General features: G+C 74.4%; 18 protein-coding genes, 2 tRNA genes and 2 pseudogenes. 12 read left to right on the top strand and 10 right to left on the bottom strand.

What is annotated here, in order from left to right; translation table 11 throughout:
• Window positions 1–149 precede the first annotated feature (149 nt).
• From ACPXCB_RS05400 to ACPXCB_RS05380, 5 genes and pseudogenes are all read left to right on the top strand, one after another.
• Window positions 150–3,209 carry a UPF0182 family protein gene (locus ACPXCB_RS05400; protein WP_425872699.1) on the top strand — a complete coding sequence of 1,020 codons (3,060 nt, stop codon included), beginning with the start codon at window positions 150–152 and terminating at the stop codon, window positions 3,207–3,209.
• Window positions 3,210–3,477: 268 nt separating this feature from the next.
• Window positions 3,478–3,618: pseudogene (locus tag ACPXCB_RS05395) on the top strand (SigE family RNA polymerase sigma factor); the annotation flags it as partial.
• Between the two features lie 122 nt (window positions 3,619–3,740).
• Window positions 3,741–3,817, top strand: a tRNA-Met gene (locus ACPXCB_RS05390).
• 919 nt (window positions 3,818–4,736) lie between these two features.
• Window positions 4,737–4,813: transfer RNA gene (locus ACPXCB_RS05385), tRNA-Met, on the top strand.
• Window positions 4,814–5,104: 291 nt separating this feature from the next.
• Window positions 5,105–5,356, top strand: coding sequence for a hypothetical protein (locus ACPXCB_RS05380; protein WP_425872903.1), 252 nt, complete (start codon window positions 5,105–5,107; stop codon window positions 5,354–5,356).
• Between the two features lie 164 nt (window positions 5,357–5,520).
• On the opposite strand, the gene ACPXCB_RS05375 is transcribed toward ACPXCB_RS05380, so the two are convergent.
• Entirely contained in the window at window positions 5,521–6,852 is a 1,332-nt protein-coding gene (locus tag ACPXCB_RS05375; protein ID WP_425872697.1) for an ABC transporter substrate-binding protein, read from the bottom strand.
• Between the two features lie 166 nt (window positions 6,853–7,018).
• Between ACPXCB_RS05375 and ACPXCB_RS05370 the strand changes: the two genes are divergently transcribed.
• From ACPXCB_RS05370 to ACPXCB_RS05360, 3 genes are all read left to right on the top strand, one after another.
• Window positions 7,019–7,852 carry a phosphoribosylaminoimidazolesuccinocarboxamide synthase gene (locus tag ACPXCB_RS05370; RefSeq protein WP_425872695.1) on the top strand — a complete coding sequence of 278 codons (834 nt, stop codon included), beginning with the start codon at window positions 7,019–7,021 and terminating at the stop codon, window positions 7,850–7,852.
• 70 nt (window positions 7,853–7,922) lie between these two features.
• Entirely contained in the window at window positions 7,923–8,420 is a 498-nt protein-coding gene (locus ACPXCB_RS05365; RefSeq protein WP_132231083.1) for a SigE family RNA polymerase sigma factor, read from the top strand.
• Window positions 8,417–9,601 (top strand): hypothetical protein, encoded by a 1,185-nt coding sequence (locus tag ACPXCB_RS05360; RefSeq protein ID WP_425872693.1) that lies wholly within the window; start codon window positions 8,417–8,419, stop codon window positions 9,599–9,601. Before ACPXCB_RS05365 ends, ACPXCB_RS05360 begins: the two co-directional genes overlap by 4 nt.
• Before the next feature lie 72 nt (window positions 9,602–9,673).
• Here the strand turns inward: ACPXCB_RS05360 and glpK are convergent, their stop codons facing one another.
• Window positions 9,674–11,158 carry a glycerol kinase GlpK gene (gene glpK / locus ACPXCB_RS05355; protein ID WP_425872691.1) on the bottom strand — a complete coding sequence of 495 codons (1,485 nt, stop codon included), beginning with the start codon at window positions 11,156–11,158 and terminating at the stop codon, window positions 9,674–9,676.
• A 93-nt stretch (window positions 11,159–11,251) separates the two neighbouring features.
• On the opposite strand from glpK, the gene ACPXCB_RS05350 reads away from it, so the two are divergent.
• Window positions 11,252–12,190 (top strand): ribose-phosphate diphosphokinase, encoded by a 939-nt coding sequence (locus ACPXCB_RS05350; protein ID WP_425872689.1) that lies wholly within the window; start codon window positions 11,252–11,254, stop codon window positions 12,188–12,190.
• Between the two features lie 29 nt (window positions 12,191–12,219).
• Here ACPXCB_RS05350 and ACPXCB_RS05345 read toward each other — a convergent pair whose 3' ends face one another.
• Window positions 12,220–12,687, bottom strand: coding sequence for an ATP-binding protein (locus ACPXCB_RS05345; RefSeq protein WP_425872687.1), 468 nt, complete (start codon window positions 12,685–12,687; stop codon window positions 12,220–12,222).
• A 120-nt stretch (window positions 12,688–12,807) separates the two neighbouring features.
• Here ACPXCB_RS05345 and macS point away from each other — a divergent pair, with 120 nt between their 5' ends.
• Window positions 12,808–13,938 carry a MacS family sensor histidine kinase gene (gene macS / locus ACPXCB_RS05340; RefSeq protein WP_425872685.1) on the top strand — a complete coding sequence of 377 codons (1,131 nt, stop codon included), beginning with the start codon at window positions 12,808–12,810 and terminating at the stop codon, window positions 13,936–13,938.
• Between the two features lie 14 nt (window positions 13,939–13,952).
• The gene (locus tag ACPXCB_RS05335; protein ID WP_425872901.1) at window positions 13,953–14,615 is read left to right on the top strand and encodes a response regulator; all 663 of its coding nucleotides are present in this window, start codon (window positions 13,953–13,955) and stop codon (window positions 14,613–14,615) included.
• Between the two features lie 52 nt (window positions 14,616–14,667).
• Here ACPXCB_RS05335 and ACPXCB_RS05330 read toward each other — a convergent pair whose 3' ends face one another.
• The 3 genes from ACPXCB_RS05330 to ACPXCB_RS05320 form a co-directional block, all read right to left on the bottom strand.
• Window positions 14,668–15,240 (bottom strand): DUF5709 domain-containing protein, encoded by a 573-nt coding sequence (locus ACPXCB_RS05330; RefSeq protein ID WP_425872683.1) that lies wholly within the window; start codon window positions 15,238–15,240, stop codon window positions 14,668–14,670.
• A gap of 104 nt (window positions 15,241–15,344) precedes the next feature.
• The gene (locus ACPXCB_RS05325; RefSeq protein WP_425872681.1) at window positions 15,345–16,073 is read right to left on the bottom strand and encodes an ATP-binding protein; all 729 of its coding nucleotides are present in this window, start codon (window positions 16,071–16,073) and stop codon (window positions 15,345–15,347) included.
• A gap of 86 nt (window positions 16,074–16,159) precedes the next feature.
• Window positions 16,160–17,158 carry an SDR family oxidoreductase gene (locus tag ACPXCB_RS05320; RefSeq protein ID WP_425872679.1) on the bottom strand — a complete coding sequence of 333 codons (999 nt, stop codon included), beginning with the start codon at window positions 17,156–17,158 and terminating at the stop codon, window positions 16,160–16,162.
• A gap of 216 nt (window positions 17,159–17,374) precedes the next feature.
• Between ACPXCB_RS05320 and ACPXCB_RS05315 the strand changes: the two genes are divergently transcribed.
• Entirely contained in the window at window positions 17,375–18,577 is a 1,203-nt protein-coding gene (locus ACPXCB_RS05315) for a glycosyltransferase (protein ID WP_425872677.1), read from the top strand.
• On the opposite strand, the pseudogene ACPXCB_RS05310 reads toward ACPXCB_RS05315, so the two are convergent.
• The 4 genes and pseudogenes from ACPXCB_RS05310 to aroA all read right to left on the bottom strand — a co-directional run bounded on the left by ACPXCB_RS05310 (window position 18,532) and on the right by aroA (window position 22,819).
• Window positions 18,532–19,496: pseudogene (locus ACPXCB_RS05310) on the bottom strand (hypothetical protein). The gene ACPXCB_RS05315 and the pseudogene ACPXCB_RS05310 sit on opposite strands and share 46 nt — an antisense overlap.
• Window positions 19,497–19,555: 59 nt before the next feature.
• The gene (hisN, locus tag ACPXCB_RS05305; RefSeq protein WP_425872676.1) at window positions 19,556–20,374 is read right to left on the bottom strand and encodes a histidinol-phosphatase; all 819 of its coding nucleotides are present in this window, start codon (window positions 20,372–20,374) and stop codon (window positions 19,556–19,558) included.
• Between the two features lie 24 nt (window positions 20,375–20,398).
• Window positions 20,399–21,352, bottom strand: coding sequence for a ribosome small subunit-dependent GTPase A (rsgA, locus tag ACPXCB_RS05300; RefSeq protein WP_425872899.1), 954 nt, complete (start codon window positions 21,350–21,352; stop codon window positions 20,399–20,401).
• Window positions 21,353–21,517: 165 nt separating this feature from the next.
• Window positions 21,518–22,819, bottom strand: a complete 1,302-nt coding sequence (aroA, locus tag ACPXCB_RS05295) for a 3-phosphoshikimate 1-carboxyvinyltransferase (RefSeq protein ID WP_425872674.1) — start codon at window positions 22,817–22,819, stop codon at window positions 21,518–21,520.
• Window positions 22,820–22,885 lie beyond the last annotated feature (66 nt).

Here is a 22,885-nt window from a genome sequence, read left to right as displayed (position 1 = left end):
CCGGCGGGTCGTACGGGCTGCCCGGCCATCGACGCTCCTCGCGCCGGGCGCTCGCCGTGTGACCTTGGACCGACACGTTCAGGAACACCCCGTACTCTGGGTGCCTGGTCGGAGCCGATCATATCGAGCGTGCGGAGCCAACAGTGGTCATGCGTAGCAGCAGCCCCCTGCCGAGGATGAGCCGACGCGGTCGCGTCACGATCGGTGTCCTGGTCGGGGTGTTCGTGCTCTTCACCCTGCTCGGCTGGGGTGTCCAGGCGTGGACGGACTGGCTGTGGTTCGACGAGGTCCGCTACACCGGGGTCTTCACGGGGGTGCTGACGACCCGGCTGCTGCTCTTCTTCGCCGTCGGTCTGGGCATGGCGTTGTTCGTCGGCGGCAACCTCTGGCTGGCCCAGCGGCTGCGCCCCCGGATGCGCCCGCACTCGCCGGAGCAGGCCACCCTGGAGCGCTACCGGATGCTGCTGAGCCCCCGGCTCGGCCTGTGGATCACGCTGGTCGCCGCCGTGGTCGGCCTCTTCGCCGGGCTGTCGGCGCAGAGCCGGTGGAACCAGTGGCTGCTCTTCCGCAACGGCGGTGACTTCGGCGTGAAGGACCCGGAGTTCGGCATCGACGTCGGCTTCTACGTGTTCCAGCTGCCGTTCCTGCGCTACCTGCTCGGCGTGGGCTTCACCGCGGTGGTGCTCTCCGTGATCGGCGCGCTCGCCGTGCACTACGTCTTCGGCGGCGTCCGGCTCCAGGGCGTCGGCGACCGGATGACCAACGCGGCCCGGGCCCACCTGAGCACGCTCGTCGCGGTCTTCGTCCTGCTCAAGGCGCTCGCGTACGTGCTGGACCGGCGCGCGATGCTGCTGGAGTACGGCAACGGCCCCGTCTACGGCGCCGGCTACGCCGACGTCAACGCGCTGCTGCCCGCCAAGGAGATCCTCGCCTATATCTCCATCGTCGTGGCGATCGCGATCATCGTCTTCTCCAACGCCTGGATGCGGAACCTGGTCTGGCCGGGCATCTCGCTCGCCCTGCTGGGCGTCTCCGCCGTCGCCATCGGCGGCGTCTACCCCTGGGCGGTGCAGACCTTCGAGGTCAAGCCCAGCGCGAAGGAGAAGGAGGCGCCGTACATCGAGCGGAGCATCAAGGCCACCCGCTCGGCGTTCGGCCTGGAGGCGGCCACCACCACGCCGTACGCGGCGAGCAACCTGAGGCCGCCGGCGACCCTCGCCACGGACACCTCCGTGGTGCCGAACATCCGGCTGCTCGACCCGCAACTGGTCTCCGAGACGTACACCCAGCGCCAGCAGGTCCGGCAGTTCTACGACTTCGGCGAGAAGTTGGACGTCGACCGGTACGGGGTCAACGGCAAGGTGCAGGACTACGTGGTGGGCCTGCGCGAGGTCAACTACCGGCAGTTGACCCCCCAGCAGAACACCTGGATCAACCGGCACACCGTCTACACCCACGGCTACGGGCTCGTGGCGGCGCCCGGCAACCGGGTGGTCTGCGGCGGCCAGCCCTTCTTCGTCTCCGGTTTCCTCGGCGACCCGCAGGAGCAGCAGAAGGAGCAGAGCCAGCAGACGGGCGAGCAGTGCGCCTCGCAGACCGAGCAGATCGCGGCCAAGCAGCCCCGCGTCTACTACGGCGAGCGGATGGACGCCAGCGACTACGCGATCGTCGGCCAGAGCGACCCGGCGCGGAAGGCGGAGTTCGACCGCCCGGTCGGCGAGGGCGGCGAGTCCTACACCTACACCGGTGAGGGCGGCGTCGACATCGGCTCGTTCTCCCGGCGGCTGCTCTACGCGATCAAGGAGCAGGAGTCGAACTTCCTGCTCTCCGACGCGGTCAACGACAACTCGAAGCTGCTCTACGTGCGCAACCCCCGCGACCGGGTGGAGAAGGTCGCCCCGTTCCTCACCCTCGACGGCGACCCGTACCCGGCGGTGGTGGGCGGCCGGATCCAGTGGATCATCGACGGCTACACCACGGCGGCGACCTACCCGTACGCCGAGCGCGTCAACCTCCAGGAGCAGACGGCCGACGAGCTGACCGGGCGGGGCACCTTCCAGCTCGCCCGGGAGAACGTCAACTACATCCGCAACTCCGTGAAGGCCACCGTCGACGCGTACGACGGCACGGTGCGGCTCTACGAGTTCGACGAGACCGACCCGGTGCTCAAGGCGTGGAACAAGGCGTTCGGCGGTGACCTGGTGCTGCCGAAGTCGGAGATCCCGGCCGAGCTGGCCGAGCACTTGCGTTACCCGGCCGACCTGTTCAAGGTGCAGCGCAACCTGCTGACCCGGTTCCACGTGACCGATCCCGGCGCCTTCTACTCGGAGACGGACTTCTGGCAGGTGCCGAACGTGCCGGACGCCCCGGACACCGGCCAGAAGCAGCCGCCCTACTACCTCTACACGCAGTTCCCGGGCCAGGAGTCGGCGCGCTTCCAGCTCACCTCGGCGGTCACCCCGAACGGCCGGGAGAACCTCGCCGCGCTGATCTCCGGGTCGTACGTGGACGGGCAGCCGCGGCTGGAGGTGCTCGACCTGCCCGACCAGACCCGGGTCTCCGGCCCGGTGCAGGTGCACCAGTCGATGACCAACAACGCGAACATCCGGCAGCAGCTGAACCTGCTCCAGTCCCAGCAGGCCCAGGTGCAGTACGGCAACCTGCTCTCCCTGCCGTTCGGCGACGGCATGCTCTACATCGAGCCGGTCTACGTGAAGACCGCCGCGCAGAACGCGCCGCCGCTGTTGCAGCGGGTGCTGATGTCCTACGGCGACGGCGGCTCCTACGTGGTGCTGGCCAACAACGTGACCGACGGCATCAAGCAGCTCGTCGAGCAGGGCAAGCAGGCCGCCGCCCCGGGCACCCCGCCGCCCGCCGGTGGCACCCCGCCGCCCGCCGGTGGCACCCCGCCCCCGGCCGGGGGCACGCCGCCGGGTGGGACGGCACCTCCGCTGACCGGCGAGCTGGCCGAGGCGGCGAACCGCGTCCAGACCGCCATCGCGGAGGTCCGGGCCGCGCAGACCTCGGGCGACTTCGAGCGGTACGGGCGCGCGTTGAAGGCGCTGGACGAGGCGCTCACCGCCTTCCAGCAGGCCCAGCAGGCCGCCACCGCCCCGGCGTCCCCGACGCCCGGCGCCAGCGCCCCGGCGCCCAGCGCCCCGGCGTCCCCGGCACCGGGCGGCAGCGCCTCACCCACCCCGGGCGGCTGACCCGCACCACCCTCGCAGCGCCCCCGGCCGACGGACCGATCCGGTCCCGACGCCGGGGGCGCTGTCGCGTTCGCGACCACCGGCTGGGCGCCGCAACCCGCCGTCCCACGACGCTGTGTGGAGGAGGCGTACGCCCGGGCCTGGCGGCAGTGGGCCGGACCGGCCGCCCACCCGGCGCCGGAGGCGTGGCTGCGGCTGGTGGTCGCCCGGCTGGCCAAGGCCGGTGGCGCGGTTGCAGTGTTGGCGCGTGGCGCATGGCGCAGGGCGCATGCCCGTGGGGTTGAGCCGCACCGGGCCGCCTGAACTGGCGCCGCCGCACGAGGCTGGCGTGCTGCTGGCGGGCGCGCTGCGCCGGTTGCCGTACGCCCAGCGGCAGGCGCTCGCCCTGCACTACCTCCTCGACATATCGGTGGAGGACATCGCCCGGGAGACGCAGGTGCCCGCAGGCACCGTCGAGTCGTGGTTGTCGTGGGGTGTCCCCGGGGTCGTTTTGCGGCGACGGGGGTCGGTGGGATACGGTGTACAAGCCGACGCGGGGTGGAGCAGCTCGGTAGCTCGCTGGGCTCATAACCCAGAGGTCGCAGGTTCAAATCCTGTCCCCGCTACCACGTCGGAACGGCCCCGGACTTCAATCCGGGGCCGTTCCGCATTTCCGGGCCACCACCCGCTACCCGACGATCACCCGGCTACCGGCTACCGGCTACCGGCTACCGGCTACCGGCTACCGGCTCCGGCTCCTTGCTGCCGCCGCTCCGCTCGCCGCCCGTTGCCGCCGCATGCCGCTGCACGCCTGCCGCCCGCCGTCGCCCGCTGCCATCGTCGCCCGCCGCTGCCGGCCGCTGCCCGCCGTCGCCCGCTGCCATCGTCGCCCGCCGCTGCCGGCCGCTGCCCGCCGTCGCCCGCTGCCATCGTCGCCCGCCGCTGCCAGCCGCTGCCCGCCGTCGCCCGCTGCCGTCGCCCGTTGGCGAGACCGGCGGCCGTGGATTGCGTCAGTGCGGAGGCGGAGTGACCGACATCACGCGATCCGTCGGCGGACATCGTCGGGAGCGACCCCACGGCGGCGACAACCGCGACCGTTCGCGCAGGAACGCGAACGGCCACTACCGGCGACGGACGCACGGCCGAACGACCGGACAGGCGGGCGTGCGGGCGTGCGACGGCGTGATCAGGACGTCATGGACCTTAAAAAGCCCGGGTAACGTCCATGGCGTCCTGATCACCGGACACACGCGCGAGAGAAGGCAACGCGCCCGCGTCAGAAGGAGACAGCTCGGAAGCGGGCCGGAGCCCGGAGGCGGCCGGAGCCTGGAAGTGGGTCGGAGCCCGGAGGCGGGCCGTAGTTCGGAGGCGGGCCGTAGTGCGGAAGCGGACCGAGATGTGCCACTGCGGTCGGGCGCGGCCTGAGCCCGGCTGGGGCGCCTCGCGGCGACCTCCGGCGCCGGTTTGCGCTGGTCAGGGCGGGGTCCATCGCAGGATCGGGGGTCCGCTGATCATCGCCCGCCGGGTGCGCTAGAGTTAACGAGCCGACGCGGGGTGGAGCAGCTCGGTAGCTCGCTGGGCTCATAACCCAGAGGTCGCAGGTTCAAATCCTGTCCCCGCTACCACGTCGAAGAGGCCCCGGAGATTGTCTCCGGGGCCTCTTCGCATCTTGCCTCCGGCGTCGACGTGTCGCATCGGTCGACGACGGGCTTCGTCAACCCCGAGTACGACGCACCCGCCGACAGGCGGGCCGGCCGGCGGGAGCGGCGGGCCCGGGACAGCCACGACTCCGTGCTCCAGGTGCTGGCGGTGCTCAGGGCGACCGACCAACGGACGGCGCCAGGCGTGCCTGGGCGCGGCGCGTGTTCCTCCTTGACCGACGTGCCGAGGTTGCGGTTGTCGGCGAAGATGTGGGCATGTCTTCTTTCGGTAAGTGGTGGGGCCGGTTGACCGCCGTTTTCGGTGTGGTCGTGTTGTCGGTGTTCGTGCCCGTCGCGGCCTGGGCGTCCACGGGCACGGGTGAGCTCGTGGTGGAGGCGGCGCGACGGCGGCGCGGTGGTGGCGGCTTCGGCTTCATCGGCCTGCTCTGCTGCCTGGTCGTGGTGGCCGGCGTCGTCTTCCTCCTGATGCGCATGATGCGCAACCGCCGAGGCGGCCCGCCGCGCTGAGGCGGCCCGCCGCGCTGAGGCGGCCCGCCGCGCTGAGGCGGCCCGCCGCGCTGAGGCGGCCCGCTGGCGCGCCGGTGTTCCGGCAGCGTGACGGTGCCCTGCCTCGGCCCAGGCGGAGCAATCCGACCGGCATCCCCACCGGGGCAGCCTCTCGGTGACCGGCCCTATCCGGCCAGCGCCGCGTCCGCCTGGGCCATGAAGCGGGCCGTCGCCGCCCGGGGGCCGGTCCTGCCGCCGCGGATGCTCTCGGCGGCCTCCAGCAGCAGCGCCCGCACCCGGGGGTGGCCCTGCGGCGGTGGGCTGGGCGCCGGTCCCAGCCGGGCGGCCAGCGCGTTGCCGAGGGCCGCCGCGCGCCGCTGCGCCGTATCGGTGATGCTGCCCTCGACGTAGCTGCGTACGGCGAGGCTGGGGCTGAGCCCGCGCTCGTGACCGAGCGCGCTCCCCGCCTCGCCGTTACCGGTCAGGAAGTTGATCACGTCCGCGACCAGGTCGGGGTGCCGGGTGCCGCGGAAGGCCGCCCAGTACATCGACGCCCGGTGCCACTGCGCCTCCGGGGGACCCGGCATGGCGGCCAGGCCCAGCTCGGCGTCGGTGAGGCGCTGGAGTTCCGGCAGCTGGTGCGACCAGGCGAACGAGGCGGCCGTCGCGCCAGTGACCACGAGCTGCTGGACGGGTTCGCCGCCGTCGGCCTGCTCCACGAGGGCGGCGCTCGGGGTGGCCCGGCTGGAGCGGGCGCGCCGCCACAGGTCGAACCATTCGATCAGCGCGTCGGCGTCGAAGCCGAGCTGTCGACCGCGGTAGAACTCACCGCCCTGGCCGCGCAGCCAGAGCCAGAGCGCCCGGTAGTCGCCGGACGGGTCCATCGTGCCGGCCACCCGGCCCTCGCTCGCCCGGGTGACCCGCCGCGCCCAGGCGACGTACTCCGCCCAGGACATTCCCGTGTTCGGCTCGGGCAGCCGCAGCCGGCGCAGCAGCGTGCGGTCGTAGACCACGGCGGCGGCGGTCTGTGCCGCGGCGACGCCGACCGTACGGCCGTCGACCTGCCCGTACCGGACCAGGCCCGGGGGCAGGGTGCGCAGGTCCAGGCGGTGGTCGGCGACGTACCCGCTGAGGTCCAGGACGATCTCGCGGCGGGCGTACTCGGTGAGCATGCTGTCGTCGAGCTGGATCAGGTCGGGCACGTTGCCGCCCGCGGCCTGGGTGGCCAGCCGGTCGTAGTAGCCGCCGGCGCCCTGCCAGGTGATCCGGAAACCGACGCGGGGATTGCGGTCGGTGTAGAGCCGCAGCACCCGCTCGGTGAGTTCGGCCCGCTTCGCCCCGCCGTACCAGAAGACCGACAGCTCGACCGGTCCGGTCTCCACCGGGGCCGTCCGGCCCTCGGTGCACCCGGTGAGCCCGCCGGTCGCGAGCACCGGCGCACCCAGCATCGCAGCGAGCACCCGACGCCGGCCCGGATCCGCTTCGGCACGGGGCAGCGGGGATCGGGCAACGGGCACGAAGAACTCCTGGCGGACCGGTGGGGCGGGCGGCCGGATCATTCACGCAGGCGCGCGCGAGGGTGTCAACGTACGTCCGGCCACACCACCACATCCCAGGCGTACGCATCGATGCCCGCAGCCACCGGCGGAGGCCGTGGCCGGCCCGCATGGTGTACTAGGGCGCGTGGAACTTCTGCACTCGGGCAAGGTGAGGGATGTCTACGCCGACGGCGGGGACCTGATCCTGGTCGCCTCCGACCGCATCTCGATCTACGACGTGGTGCTGCCGACGCCGATCCCCGACAAGGGCAAGCTGCTCACCGCGCTCTCGCTGTGGTGGTTCGAGCAGCTCGCCGACCTGGTGCCGAACCACGTCATCTCCGCCACCGACGTGCCGGCCGAGTTCGCCGGTCGGGCGATCCGCTGCCGGCGGCTGGAGATGGTCGCGGTGGAGTGCGTCGCCCGGGGCTACCTGACCGGCGGCGGCCTGAAGGAGTACCAGCGCACCGGCGCGGTCTCCGGCGTCGAGCTGCCGCGCGGGCTGGTCGAGGCGTCCATCCTGCCCGAGCCGATCTTCACCCCGTCGACGAAGGCGCCGGTGGGCGAGCACGACGAGCCGATCACCTTCGCCGAGGTGGTGGACAAGGTCGGCGCGGAGACCGCCGAGCGGCTGCGCCGGATCACGCTCGACGTCTACCGCCGGGGCGCCGAGCTGGCCGCCGACCGGGGCATCCTGGTCGCCGACACCAAGATCGAGCTGGGCTGGGCGCCGGACGGCACGCTGACCGTCGGCGACGAGCTGCTCACCTCCGACTCGTCCCGGTTCTGGCCGGCGGAGTCGTACCAGCCGGGTCGGGCGCAGTTCTCCTACGACAAGCAGTACGTCCGGGACTGGGCGGTGGAGAGCGGCTGGGACCGGCAGGGCCCGGCGCCCGAGGTGCCGGCCGAGGTGGTCGAGGCGACCCGGGCCCGTTACGTCGACGTCTACGAGAAGCTCACCGGCAACCGCTGGGACTGATTCCCGAACGGGTTTCCCGACCGGTGCAGCACCTCGGTCGCCTCATGGACTTTCCTGGGGCGGAGGTGCCATGCAGCCGACGTTCGAGGAGTTCGTGACCGCCCGCGGGGGATCCCTGCTGCGGTTCGCGCTCATGCTCACCGGGGACCGGCACCAGGCCGAGGACCTGGTGCAGGCGGTACTGGCCAAGGCGTACGTCCGGTGGGCGCGGGTGGCCGGGATGAGCCGGCCCGAGGCGTACCTCAAACAGGTCCTGGTCAACGAGAACCTGCGCTGGTGGCGGCGGCTCTCCTCGCGTGAGCTGCCGGTCGAGGCCCCCGCCGACGGCGCGGCCGGCCCGGACGACGCCGGTGCCCACGCGGCGCGCGACGCGGCCTGGGCCCTGCTGCGCCGGCTGCCGCGCCGGCAGCGGGCGGTGCTCGTGCTGCGCTACTACGAGGACCTCTCCGACGCGCAGATCGCCGAGGTCCTCGGCTGTGCCCCCGCCACCGTGCGGTCGCAGGCTGCCCGTGCCCTCGCCACGCTCCGGGCCACCGTGCCCACCATCGATCGGGAGGCGCTGCCATGAGCAGGGACGACGTCGAGACGCTGGTCCGGGACACGTTCCTCAGTCACGAGGCCGAGGCCGACGGGGGCGCGCTGGACCTGACCGGTGCGGTGCGGGCGCGGGTGGCCCGGCGCCGCCGCCGGACCCGGGCGGCGGGGGCCGGGGCGGCGGCCGTGGCGGTGCTCGTCGCCGCCGGGGTGATCCCGGCGCTGTTCGGCGACCGCCCGGCCCGGCCCCCGGCGGTCGACGTGGCGGCCGAGGACCGGGCGGCGACGGCGGACTGGCGCTGGGAGAGCTCCCTCGGCGCGGAGATCCGGGTACCGGCACACTGGACGGTCAACGACTCCGGCTGCTTGCAGACCGACGCGCCGAGCGTGGTGCGGGGTGCCGGCCTACAGTTCTCCTGCTTCACACCGGAGCCGGTCCACAAGGAGCTCGCCTTCATCGGCGACCGACCGGCCGGCAGCCCGCTGACCGCGATTCCCACCGGGCCGCCGAGCGGATGGCCGACTGCCGTCGCCCTGCCGAAGCGGGCCGTCGAGGTCAGCGGGGTGCCAGCCGTCCGCGCCGAGGGACGGCTGCCCGACGGCCGGTACGCCGGCACCGTCACCGTCGCGGCGCGGCAGGTCGCGGTGACCGTGCGGACGCGGGACGAGGCCACCACCCGGCGGATCCTGGACAGCCTCCGGCTGGTGGAGATCGACCACGCCGGCTGCCCCACCCGTCTCCGGCCGGTCGCTCCCGCGCCGCTGCCTGGGCAGAGGTCGCCGGGCCGGTCGACGGCGCAGACCACGGAGGATCAGAGGCGCACGCCCTTCGTGCCGAGCCTCCCGTCCTCGATCTCCGTCTGCTCCTACGGATCGCCGAACCCGCGTGGGGAGCGCCGGGACCGGATCGAGGCGTCGGCCCGGCTCTCGGGTGCCGAGGCGACGGAACTCGCCGCGGCACTCAACGCCGCCCGCCCCGGCGGCAATCCCGCGCCTCCCGGCCTGGCCTGCGCCCGACCGGACCCGCTCGGCTACGAGGCACTGCTCCTGCTGCGGGACCAGGGCACGGAGGTGCGGGTGCGGGTCAGCTGGAACGGATGCACGCGCGGGCTGGACAACGGGGCGAGCCGGGCCCAACTGACCATGTCGCTGCTCGCGGACATCATGGGACCGGTGAAGGCGGGCTACTCGCTCTCCCACGCCCTGCCCAGATGACCTGGCCGCACGCCGATACAGCCGCCCCGGGCCCGGTCCCGGTCCAGGTCGGCCGTGGTCCGGTCGGTGTGGTCAGTCGACCCAGTCCAGGGTGCGCTCGACGGCCTTGCGCCAGTTGCGCAGCTCCCGCTCCCGGTGCGCCGGGTCCATCGTCGACTCCCACTGCGCGTCGGAGCGCCACTGGCCGCGCAGCGTCGCCAGGTCCGGCCAGAAGCCGACCGCGAGGCCGGCCGCGTACGCCGCGCCGAGGCAGGTGGTCTCGGTGATCCGGGACCGCACCACCGGCACGTCGAGCACGTCGGAGAGGAACTGCATCAGCAGCCCGTTGGCGGTCATCCCGCCGTCGACCCGCAGCCGGCGCAGCGCCACGTCGGAGTCGGCGTTCATCGCGTCGACCACCTCGCGGGTCTGCCAGGCGGACGCCTCCAGCGCCGCCCGGGCCAGGTGGCCCTTGGTGATGTAACCGGTCAGCCCGGCGATGACCCCGCGCGCGTCGCTGCGCCAGTGCGGGGCGAACAGCCCGGAGAAGGCCGGCACGACGTAGCAGCCGCCGTTGTCGTCGACGGTGCGGGCCAACTCCTCCACCTCGGGCGCGGTGGAGATCAGCCCGAGGCCGTCCCGCAGCCACTGCACCAGCGAGCCGGTGACCGCGATCGCCCCCTCCAGCGCGTACGCGGCGGGCTGGCCCTGGATGCGGTAGGCGACCGTGGTGAGCAGGCCGTGGGTGGAGGGGACCGGGCTGGCGCCGGTGTTGAGCAGCAGGAAGCTGCCGGTGCCGTAGGTGCACTTGGCCTCGCCCGGCTGGAAGCAGGTCTGCCCGAACAGAGCGGCCTGCTGGTCGCCGAGCGCGCTGGCGACCGGCACCCCGGCCAGGACGCCGGTGGCCTCCCCGTAGACCTCGGCGGAGCTGCGGATCTCCGGCAGCATCGCGGCCGGCACCCCCATCGCGTCGAGCAGCTCCGGGTCCCAGTCGAGGGTGCTCAGGTCCATCAGCAGGGTGCGGCTGGCGTTGGTCACGTCGGTGACGTGCCGGCCGGTGAGCTTCCAGATCAGCCAGCTGTCCATCGTGCCGAAGAGCACCTCGCCGGCCTCGGCGCGCCCGCGCAGCCCGTCGACGTGGTCCAGCAGCCACCGCAGCTTCGGCCCGGCGAAGTAGGTGGCCAGCGGCAGGCCGGTGCGGGAGCGGAACCGCTCCTCGCCGTACGCCTGGTCGAGCTCACGCAGCAGCGGCGCGGTGCGGGTGTCCTGCCAGACGACGGCGTTGGCCACCGGCCGTCCGGTGGCCCGGTCCCAGACGAGCGTGGTCTCCCGCTGGTTGGTGATGCCCACGGCGGCGAGCCCGGCGGCGTCGGTGCCGGCGGCGTGCAGCGCCTCCCGGACCACCCGCTGGACGTTGTCCCAGATCTCCTCGGCGTCGTGCTCCACCCAGCCCGGCCGGGGGAAGATCTGCCGGTGCTCCCGCTGGGCGACGGAGACGATCTCCCCGGCCCGGTCGAAGACGATGCACCGCGAGGAGGTGGTGCCCTGGTCGATGGCGGCGACGTACTGGGGGGTCACGGCAGCACCGTACCCGGCCCGGCCGATCTTCGCCGGCCGGCGGCGGGCCCCGGCGGGGAGCGGGTCCCGTGCACGTCCGTACGATGTGCGGACGTGCGTGACATCGCCGTCTTCAGTGGTACCGCCCACCCCGAACTCGCCGCCGAGATCTGCGCCCAACTCGACGTGCCGCTGCACCCGGTGCGGGTCTCCCGGTTCGCCAACGACTGCCTGGAAGTGCAGTTGCAGGCCAACTGCCGGGAGCGGGACGTCTTCCTGATCCAGCCGTTGGTGCCGCCCGTGCAGGAGAACCTGGTCGAGCTGCTGCTCATGATCGACGCGGCCCGGGGCGCCTCAGCCGGCCGGATCACCGTGGTGCTGCCGCACTACGCGTACGCGCGGTCCGACAAGAAGGACGCGCCCCGCATCTCGATCGGCGGGCGGCTGGTCGCCGACCTGCTCACCTCGGCGGGCGCGGACCGGGTGCTGGCGATGACCCTGCACTCGCCCCAGGTGCATGGCTTCTTCAGCGTGCCGGTCGACCACCTGCACGCGCTGCGCGAGCTGGCCGAGCACTTCACCCGCTACGACCTGAGCAACACGGTGGTGGTCTCGCCGGACCTCGGCAACGCCAAGGAGGCGGCGGCGTTCGCCCGGCGGCTCGGTACCCCGGTGGCCGCCGGGGCGAAACAGCGGTTCAGCGACGACCGGGTCAAGATCAGTGCGGTGATCGGCGACGTGACCGACCGGGACGTGATCGTGCTGGACGACGAGATCGCCAAGGGCAGTACGGTGATCGAGCTGATGGAGCACCTGCGCGAGCTGAGGGTCCGCTCGATCCGGCTGGCCTGCACCCACGGCCTCTTCTCCAGCGGCGCGTTGCAGCGGCTGAGTGAGCAGGAGGGCGTGCTGGAGATCGTCTGCACCAACACGGTGCCGATCCCCGCCGACAAGCGGGTGCCGAAGCTGGAGATCCTGTCCGTGGCGCCGGCGCTGGCCGAGGCGATGCGCCGGATCCACAACGGCGAATCGGTCAGCGCCCTCTTCGCCTGACCCGCCCCGGGCCGCAGGTCCAGCGGGGGTCAGTCGCGGCGGTGGCGGCCGGTGTGCTGGGGGGCCGCGACGGCGGTGCTGATGCGGACCGTCGTGCCGCGCGCGCCGGTCTCCACGTCCATGCTGTCGCTCAGCTCCCGGGCCAGCCAGAGGCCCCACCCGCCGGCGGTGTCGGCGGCGGGGCGGCTCCGGTCGCCCAGCCGCTGCGTGCTGATTCCCTGCCCGTGGTCGGAGACCTCGCACAACAGCTGGCCCGACTGGCGCCACAGCCGGAGCCAGCCCTGGCCGCCGCCGTGTCGGACCGCGTTGGTGATCAACTCGTTGACCGCCAGCACGAAGTCGTCCAGCCGCTGCCCGCTGAGGCCGGCCGCGTGCGCGCAGGAGGTGACCGAGTGGCGCAGCCCGGTCACCTGGGCCTGGTCGAAGGCCTCGGCGATGAGAAGGGAAGGTTCGATGGGCACAACCGTACGCTGTGCTCCGGGTTCCGCATTCGTCATGGCCCCGTCCCGACAGCGGATCGTGGATGTTTCGCGGCTTTTCCACCGTACGTCAGGGTTCCTCCGGGCGCATCTGACGGCCCACGGGACCGTCGTGACGGCTGTGGCATCGTGACGGGCGTGTCGACGCCGCCCGGTGGTTTCGAGGTCCCGCTCTGGCGCGCCATAGCCGTGTTCCGGGTGGCCTCCCTGGCGTACGTCTGCGTGCTGGCGCTCCGGGACGCCGACCGGTACGCCCATCCGCTCGCGGCCGGCGGCCTGGTCCTGCTGATGGCCGCCTGGACCGGCGTGACCGCCGTCAACTACGCCCACCCGGCCCGCCGAGGCTGGCCGCTGCTCCTGGCGGACCTGGGGGTCGTCGTCGGCATCATGCTGGCCACCCCGTGGGTGATCGGGCGGACGGCGCTCGCCGCCGGCGTGCCCAGCCTCACCGTGGCCTGGCTGGCCGGACCGGTGCTGGCGTGGGCGGTCTCCGGCGGCCGGCGCCGGGGCACGGTCGCCGCGCTGGCGCTCGGCGCGGTGGACCTCGCCACCCGCGAACGGATCGGCCAGTCGTCCCTCACCGGGACGATCCTGCTGCTGCTCGCCGGCGTGGTGGTCGGGCACGTCGCCCGGCTGGCGGTGACCGCCGAGGAGCGGCTGCACCGGGCGGTGGAGCTGGAAGCCGCCACCCGGGAGCGGGAGCGGCTGGCCCGGGACATCCACGACGGCGTGCTCCAGGTGCTGGCGCTGGTGCAGCGGCGCGGCGCCCACCTGGACGGCGAGGCAGGGGAGCTGGCCCGGCTCGCCGGGGAACAGGAGGCCGCGCTGCGCGCCCTGATCGGCGGCGCCACGCCGGTCGGGCCCGCCGCCCACGGCGGGCCGGTGGACCTGCGTGGGCTGCTCGGCCGGTACGCCTCGGCGACGGTCTCGTTGTCCGCGCCGGCCACCCCGGTGCCGTTGCCCGGGCGGGTCGCCCACGAACTGGCCGCCGCGACCGCCGCCGCCCTCGACAACGTGGCCCGGCACACCGACGGGCGGGCCTGGGTGCTCGTCGAGGACGAGGGGGCGACGGTGACCGTGTCGATCCGCGACGAGGGGCCGGGGTTTCCGGACGGCCGGCTGGAGGAGGCCGCCGCCGAGGGCCGGCTCGGCGTCGCCCGGTCGATCCGGGGCCGCCTCGCCGACCTCGGCGGCACGGTGCGGATCACCTCCGCGCCGGGCGCCGGCACCGAGCTGGAACTGACCGTTACGAGGGAGGGACAACCGTGACAGGCGTACGGGTGATGGTGGTGGACGACCACCCGATGTGGCGGGAGGGGGTGGCCCGGGACCTCACCGAGGCCGGCCACGTCGTCGTCGCCGCCAGCGGGGAGGGTCGGCAGGCGCTGCGGGTGGCCGCCGCCGCCCGGCCGGACGTGGTGATCCTCGACCTGCAACTGCCGGACGTCTCGGGGGTGGAGGTGGTCCGCGGGTTGCGCGCCGTGCTGCCGGAGGTGCGGGTGCTGATGCTCTCGGCCAGCGGCGAGCAGCAGAGCGTGCTCGACGCGGTGAAGGCGGGCGCCACCGGCTACCTGGTCAAGTCGGCCGCCCCGGCGGAGTTCCTGGAGGCGGTGCGCCGGACGGCGGCGGGGGAGCCCGTCTTCACGCCCGGCCTGGCCGGGCTGGTCCTCGGCGAGTACCGCCGGCTCGCGGCCGACCCGGACGGCGCCGGACACGCCGCCGGACACGACGCCCGGGGTGCCGGCCCGGCGCCCCGGCTCACCGACCGGGAGACCGAGGTGCTGCGCCTGGTCGCCAAGGGGATGTCCTACAAGCAGATCGCCGAGCGGCTCGGGCTGGCCCACCGCACCGTGCAGAACCACGTGCAGAACACGCTCGGCAAGCTCCAACTGCACAACCGGGTCGAGCTGACCCGGTACGCGATCGAACGGGGCCTCGACGACTGAGGGCCGCCGGGGAACCGCCCCCGAAGGGTTCCCCGACGGCCCCCGGGCCGGTTCAGACCGAGTGCGGCGGACGCGTCTCGTGGATGGCCAGCTCCTCGGCGCTCGCGCCGCCGCCGGCCGAACCGGCGTCGTACGCCACCGAGTCGGTCTCCTGGTCGGTGTGCGCCCCCTCGTCCGGTTCGACGAGCCGGCCGACCTGGCCGTCACTGACACTCCCCAGCTTGCCGTGGTCGTAGAGGGACACCGGCGAGTCCGGGTCGGAGGTGGGGCCGGGATCGATGACGTCCGCGTCGAGCTGGGCCTGCGCCGCAGCCTCCTGGCTGTCGGCCTCGGCGGCGATGTCCGGGTCGACGGGGCCGGCGAGCGGGTCGTCGGCCGTGCGTTCGTGCTGCTCCCGGTCGAGCTTGTAGTCCAGCGACTCGCCGTCGAGCTGCTCCTCGGCGGTGTTCCCGTACCGGTCCACCGCGACCGGCGTCCGGTCGCCCGGCAGCTGGGCGGGCTCCGGACCGTCCGCCTCGCGCCCGGTCAGGACGTCGTCGTTGGCGGTCGAGTCGTCGTCGGCGGTGTCGGGCAGGCCCTCCGCCTCGGGGTCGGACACGGGGGTCGGGTACTCGTCGTCGCGCATGGCTGATCACTACCCACTGCCCTCCCGGCATAACCGGTGCCGCCCGTGGCCATCCGGGCGGAAGGGGCACGTCGGGGGACGCCGGGGCAGGAATCAGGCGGCGGTCAGCCGAGGTGGGCGGTGGCCTCGTCGTCGGCGTGCAGCACGCACCAGACGACCTTGCCGTCCGGCACCCGGCTGCTGCCCCAGCTGCGGGCGACGGTGTCGATCAGCAGCAGGCCGCGCCCGCCCGCGGTGTCCAGCGGCGCCTGCCCGGTGAACGCCGGCTGGCGCGGCGAGTGGTCGCGTACCGCCAGGTGCAGCGCGCTGCCCCGGGGTGCCAGGCGGACCGTCATCGGAGTGTGCGCGTGGGCGACCACGTTGTTCACCATCTCGGTGACCGCGATGCCGGCCGGCTCGATCAGCTCGGGCAGGCCCCAGCGCCCGCAGCCCTCCGTCACGAGCTGCCGGGCCTGCCGGGCCGCCCCGAGGGCCGGGGGAAGGTCGGTCTCGGCCACTGCGGCGAGCGGCGCGGCGGCCAGTCCGGCCAGCGCCCCGGCCAGGGTCGGCCAGGCCGGCACCCCCTCGACGGCACCGGTCGGATCGCAGAGCAGCAGGTCGGCGGCGGGCCAGTCGTGTACCTCCCGGCGCACCTCGGCGAAGACGTCCCGGGCGGCCGGATCGGCCACCCGCAGGGCGGTGAGGTCGGCGAGGACCGGGCCGGGTCGGCAACAGAACTGGGCGAGCAGGCCGTCGCGCACCACGTCGACGCCGGACCGGTCGAGTGTCCCGGTCAGCCGGAGCACGCCGGACGACTCGTCCGCCTCCACCCGGCAGCCCGCGTCGGTGGCCATGACCGGCTCCGCCCCGCCTTGCGGGCCAGGCAGCGCACCGTGCACCGTCCGCCCGGACCGCGCACCCGACCGCTCGGCCCCCGGCATCAGCGTTTCGTTCCCGCGCGGCGGGTCATCGCGGCCACCGTCCCGACGGCCGTCCCCGCCGCGGCCAGCCCGAAGGCGGCGGTCATCCGCACCAGGTGCCGCCGCCGGCCGTGCCAGCCGCCCTCGCGCCGCGCCGCCGCGTCGGCGTGGAAGACGTTGCCGGTGCTCTCCGGCCGTGGGGCGGGCCCGAACTGGGTGCGGTGCGCGTACCAGCCGAGGACCCGCTCGGCGAACGCCGGGGCGAGCCGCCACTGGAGGCCGATCAGCCGGGCGGCGCCGCCGGCGTACGCCTCGCGCCTCGGGCGGCGCAGCAGCCGGACGATCGTCTCGGCCACCACCTCGGGCGGGTAGACCGGGGGCGGCGGCACCAGCTCCCGGCCGCTGTGGTTGGCGGCGTGCCGGAAGAACGGGGTGTCGATGGTGGCCGGCAGCACCGTGCAGATGGAGATGTTGCCCCGCCCGGTGACCCGCATCTCCTGGCGGACCGTGTCGGCCAGCCCGCGGATGCCGTGCTTCGTGGCGTTGTACGCCGACTGGTAGGGCATCGCCACCTCGGCCAGCACGGAGGCGTTGTTGACCAGCACCCCGCCACCCGCCGCGCTCAGCTGGGGCAGGGCGGCCCGGGTGCCGTACGCGGCGCCCAGCAGGTTGACCTCCAGCACCCGGCGGAACTCCGCCACGGGGATCTCGTCGAAGAGCCCGACCGCGCCGACCGCGGCGTTGTTGATCCAGCCGTCGATCCGGCCGAACTCGGCGACCGCGCGGGCGGCGAGCCGCTCGACGGCCGCCGGGTCGGTCACGTCGGTCGGCACCGCCAGCGCCCGCCCGCCCAGCTCCCGGCACCGTACGGCGACCTCCTCCAGCGCCGCTTCGCTGCGGGCGGCCAGCACCACGGCGGTGCCGCGCCGGGCGAGGGCGTACGCGGTGGCCGTACCGATGCCGCTGGAGGCGCCGGTGAGCACGACGGTGGCGTCGGCGAGGCTGCGGGTGAGAGGCATTCCTCGCCCGTACCCCCGTCGGCAGGGGTCATGCGGCCAGCGCCGGTCGGATACTCGCGGCCCCGGATCGGGGTGCCACCCGTCCCGCAACAGTTGCCGTCGCGCAAGCACCCGCCGGGCTCTTCCCGATCTGCCAGGTTTCGGCTCCCGGGGGTTCGGTTAATGGGACCCTCTGACCGAGGACCACCGCTTGAGAAGATCGCATGGAGGTGACCCATGCGCGTCGGCCTCGTCTGCGCGCACGCCGGCCCAGCCAGGGGCACCGACGGCCTGACCGTCGGCACCCACCAGCACATCGCCCGGGTCGCCGCCGAACTCGCCGCGCGGGGCCACGACGTCCGGGTGTACGAACGCCGCGACGACCCGGCCCTGCCGGAGACGGTGACGGTCGACGGCTACCGGGTGGAGCGGGTGCCGATCGGCCCGGCCGCGCCGCTGCCCACCGCCGAACTGGTGCCGCACGTGTCGGCGATCGGCGCCTGGCTGGCCGAGAGGTGGACGGGCGACTGGGATCCCGAGGTGGTGCACGGGCACTACTGGGTCGGCGGGCTGGCCGCCGCGCACGCGGTCCGCGAGACGGACATCCCGGTGGTGCAGACGTTCCACTCCCTCGGCGTCGAGCAGCTGCGCCACCTCGGCCGGCAGTACGACGGGCCGGGGGAGCGGATCCCGCTGGAGCGGGCGCTGACCCGGGCGGTGGACATCGCGGTCGCCCAGTGCAACGACGAGGTCGACGAGCTGACCCGGATGGGACTGCAACGCGCCTCCGTGGCGATGGTGCCGGCCGGCGTCGACACCGCGCAGTTCCACCCCGACGGCGAGGCCGCCCCCCGCGACCAGCGGGCCCGGATCCTCTCCGTCGGCGGGCTCTCGGCCGGGCACGGCCAGGAGGACCTGATCCGGGCCATGCGACTGGTCGGCGACGCCGAACTGGTGATCGCCGGCGGCCCGCCCGTCGGGCAGCTCGCCAACCACGCCGAGGCCCGGCGGCTGCGCGAGCTGGCCGAGCGCAGCGGGGTGGCCGACCAGGTGAAGCTGGTGGGCGCGGTGCCGCACGAACAGATGGCCACCTGGTACCGCTCGGCGGACGTGGTCGCCTGCACCCCGCACTACTCGTCCGCCGGCCGGGTGTCGCTGGAGGCGATGGCCTGCGGGGTGCCGGTGGTCGGCTACTCCATGGGCGGGATCGCCGACGCCGTGGTCGACGAGGTCACCGGCCGGTTGGTGCCGCCGGGCGACGTCCGCGCGCTGGGCGTGACGCTGCGCCGGCTGCTCGCCGACAACGCCGGGCGGTTCGCGTACGGGCACGCCGCCGTCGACCGGGTGCGGTGCAGCTACACCTGGGAGCGGACGGCGGGCGCCCTGGAGCGCCTCTACGAGCGGGTGGTGAGCCGCCGCAAGCCGGTCGAGGCGGCCTGACCGGGGCCGGCGGTCCGAGGCGGCCTGACCGGGGCCGGCCGCTCCCGGGCCTGGCTCAGAGCGGGCGACCGGGCGCTCCGGCGCCCACCATGCTCCGGTCCCGTTCCCCGGCGACCGCGTGGTGGTGCTGGGGCTCGGCGTACCGGGTGAGACCGATGACCGCCGCGAGGGTGACCAGGAACCCCACCGCGGCGAGCCACTCCCGCCCGGGCCAGATCTTGTCGTTGAGCAGGAGCAGGCCGACGATCGCGGCGGGCACCGCCCCGGCGGCGTCCATCGCCGCCACGGCGGCCGTGGTCGAGCCGCGCTGCATGGCAAGGCCGAGCAGCAGCTGGCCGACGACCGAGTGGACGATCAGCAGGTAGAGCAGCGGATCCTGGACGAACGCCTCCGGCGTCGGGGCGGAGGCGAGGGGCCGGGCGGCCACCGCGGCGGCGGAGAACGCCAGCCCGGCCAGCGCGCCGAGCGCCACCGAGCCGGGCGCCCCGTGCAGGCGTACGGCGAAGAAGCCGATCACGGCGATCACGCCGAGCGTCACCGCCAGGGCGATCAGGCCGGCGGTGCCGAGCGGCTTGGCCGGCGCGGGCTCGGCGGAGAGCACCAACGCGGTGATCCCGGCGAACAGCAGCACCAGCAGGGCCACCTCGGCGGCCGGCATTCGCCACTTCAGCACCAGCACGCCGAGCAGGGCGGTGACCCCGAGCCCGGCGGCGACGCTGGACTGCACCAGGAACAGCGGCAGGTCCCGGCGGGCCAGCAGGGCCAGCACGAACCCGGCCACCTGGCAGCCCAGCCCGATCAGGTAGGTGCGGTGCCCCGCCAGCCGCAGCAGCAGCCCCGGGTCGAAGGTGTGGTGCACGGTGGTGCGGGCGGCGGCGACCGACTGGAGCAGGTTGGCGACGCCGTACGCGACGATCATGGCCGCGAGGAAGCACCAACCGGAGGAGACCACCTGGCGAGGATAGAGGCTGCCGGAGGTCAGTGCTCGGTTGGCCGACCCAGCCGGGCGAGGATGTCGGCGTGCAGCGCGCCGTTGCTGGCCACGGCGCTGCTCTCGGTGCCGGCGTCGCCGGAGGGGGCGGGTCGGCCGGCGAGATCGGTGAACGTCCCGCCGGCCTCGGTGACGATCGGCACCAGCGCGGCGACGTCCCACAGCGACAGCTCCGGCTCCACCATCACGTCCAGCGCGCCCTCGGCCAGCAGCATGTAGCCGTAGAAGTCGCCGTACGCCCGGCTGCGCCAGGTGTCCCGCATGAGCTGGAGCATCGCGTCCAGCCGCGCGGCGGACTCCCACCCCGTCAGCGACGAGTAGCAGAAGCTCGCGTCCGCGAGGTCCCGTACCGCGGAGACCCGGATCGGCGCGCCACCGGCGGCGTCCGGCCCCGCGTACGCGCCCTCGCCGAGCGCGCCCCACCAGCGGCGGCCGAGCGCCGGCGCGGAGACCAGTCCGGCGACCGGGCGGTCGCCCTCCAGCAGCGCGATCAGGGTGGCCCACACGGGCACGCCCCGGATGAAGTTCTTCGTGCCGTCGATCGGGTCGACCACCCAGCGGCGGCCGTCCGGGGCGCTGGCGGGCTCCTCGCCGTACTCCTCGCCCAGCAGACCGTCGGCCGGCCGGTGCACGGCCAGCAGCGCCCGGATCTCCCGCTCCACCGCGGTGTCCGCGTCGGAGACCGGGGTCAGGTCGGGTTTCGCCTCGACCCGCAGGTCGAGCGCGCGGAACCGGGCCGTGGAGACGGCGTCGGCGGCGTCGGCGAGCAGGTGGGCGAGGGCGATGTCGTCGGCGTACCCGGGCATGCCTAGACGGTAGCGGCGACCGGCTCAGGACCCCGCGAGCGGGTCGCCGGGGTTCCGCTGGTCGGGTTCGCGCGCGTCGCCCTCGCCCGACCGGGAGGCCAGCAGCCGGCGGTACGAGGCCAGCCGCCGCGCGTCGGCCTTGCCGGCGGCGACCCAGGCGTCCAGCCCGCAGTCGGTCTCGTCCGGCGTGTGCGGGCAGTTGGCGGGGCAGTCGACCGTCCCCTCGACCAGGTCGGGGAAGCCGTGCAGCAGGCTGTCGGCGGAGACGTGCGCGAGCCCGAAGCTGCGCACGCCCGGGGTGTCGACGATCCAGCCGGCGGGGGCGTTCTCGCCGTGCGTCGGGTCCCCGGGCAGCCGGGGCAGTCGCAGCGCCACCGCGCTCGTGGAGGTGTGCCGGCCCCGGCCGATCGCGCTGACCGTGCCGACCGCCCGGGCGGCGTCCGGAACCAGGCGGTTGACCAGCGTCGACTTGCCCACCCCGGAGTGCCCGACCATGACCGAGATCCGCCCGGCGAGCAGGTCGCGCAGCGCGTCGAGGTCGGCCTCCGGGCGGATCAGCACGTACGGCAGCTCCAGCTCGGCGTAGTAGCCGAGCACCGCCTCGGGGCCCGCCAGGTCGGCCTTGGTGAGGCAGAGCAGCGGCTCGATGCCGGCGTCGTACGCGGCCACCAGACACCGGTCGATGAAGCCGGTGCGCGGCGGCGGGTCGGCCAGCGCGCTCACGATGACCAGCTGGTCGGCGTTGGCGACGACCACCCGTTCCAGCCGTCCCTCGGCGGTGGTGTCGTCGTCGTCGGCGGTGCGTCGCAGCACCGACGACCGCTCGGCGATCCGGACGATCCGGGCCAGCGCCCCGGCCGCGCCGGAGGTGTCCCCGACCAGGCCGACGCGGTCGCCGACCACCACCGACTTGCGCCCCAGCTCCCGGGCCCGCATCGCGGTGACCAGGGGCGCGTCCGGCTCGGCGTCGGGCGGCACGCACGTGTAGCGGCCCCGGTCGACGGCGATCACGAAGCCGTCCACCGCGTCGGAGTGCTGGGGTCGGGTGCGGGTACGCGGGCGCGACGACTTGCCGGGCCGCACCCGGACGTCGTCCTCGTCGTACTCCCGCCGTCTGGTCGTCAGGACCCGCCCCCCGTCGTGTCAGCTCTTGCCGGTCACCAACGCCGACCATAGTGCCGGAAACTCGGGCATGGTCTTCGAGGTGCACCCCACGTCGCTCAACTCGATGCCTGGGACGGCCAGGCCGGCCACGGCGGCGGCGTGCGCCATCCGGTGGTCGTGGTAGGTCTCGAACACCCCGCCGTGCAGCGGCCGGGGCCGGATCTCGAGCCCGTCGGGGGACTCGGTGATGTCGGCGCCGAGCGCGGCGAACTCCCGCGCCAGCGCGGTCAGCCGGTCGGTCTCGTGGCCGCGGATGTGGCCGACGCCGGTGAACACCGACGGCGAGTCGGCGAGCATGGCCAGCGCGGTGAGCGCCGGGGTCAGCTCGCTGACGTCGGAGAGGTCGGCGTTCAGGCCGTGCACCGCGCCGGTGCCCCGGACCGTCAGCCCGTCGGTGGAGAGGGTCACCTCGCCGCCCATCCGCTGGAGCAGCGAGCGGAGCTGCTCGACGGGCTGGGCGCTGCTGCGCGGCCAGCCCTGGAGGGTCACCTCCCCGCCGGTGACCAGGGCGGCGGCGAAGAACGGCACGGCGCCCGACAGGTCGGGCTCGATCTGCCAGCCGCGCCCCGTCAGCGGGCCCGGCTCGACCACCCACACGTCGGGGGTGCCGTCGTCGACCGCCGCGCCGGCGGCCCGGAGCATCTGCACCGTCATCCGCAGGTGCGGCGCGGACGGCACCGGCGGGCCCACGTGCCGGACCACCACGCCCCGGTCGAAGCGCGGCGCGGCCAGCAGCAGCCCGGAGACCAGCTGGCTGGAGGCGGAGGCGTCGATCACCACCTCGCCGCCGGCCACCCGCCCGGCGCCGAGCACGGTCAGCGGCAGGCTGCCGGTGGCGGGGGCGTCCACACGCGCGCCGAGGGAGCGCAGCGCCCCGATCAGCGGGCCGAGCGGCCGGGTGCGGGCCTGCGGGTCGCCGTCGAAGGTGATCCGCCCGTCGGCCAGGCCCGCCACCGGCGGGACGAAGCGCATCACGGTGCCGGCCAGGCCGACGTCGACGTGTGCGGGGCCGACCAGCGGGTGGGGGCGGACCAGCCAGCGCTCGTCGTCGCTGATCGACATGTGCGCGCCCATCGCGCGCAGCCCGGCGGCCATCAGCTCGGTGTCCCGTGCGCGCAGCGGCCCGGCCAGGGTCGACGGGCCGCCGGCCAGCGCGCTGAGCACCAGGGCGCGCGCGGTCATCGACTTGGACCCGGGCAGGCGCAGCGTCGCCGCGACCGGGTCGGAGGCGGTCGGAGCGGTCCACGGCTGCGGCGGCCGGGTCGCGATCAGGTTCCCCACGGTTACATTCTGCCGCGTCCGACGGCGGGTGGCGCCGGCCGGCACGCGTCCTCCCGGTCAGCGGGA

The sequence above is a fragment of the Micromonospora sp. DT62 genome, assembly GCF_049847285.1.
In the GTDB taxonomy this organism is placed as follows: Bacteria; Actinomycetota; Actinomycetes; order Mycobacteriales; family Micromonosporaceae; genus Micromonospora; species Micromonospora reichwaldensis.
The sequence above is the reverse complement of the archived record's forward strand: the minus strand, read 5'-3'. Positions and strand labels throughout refer to the sequence as shown.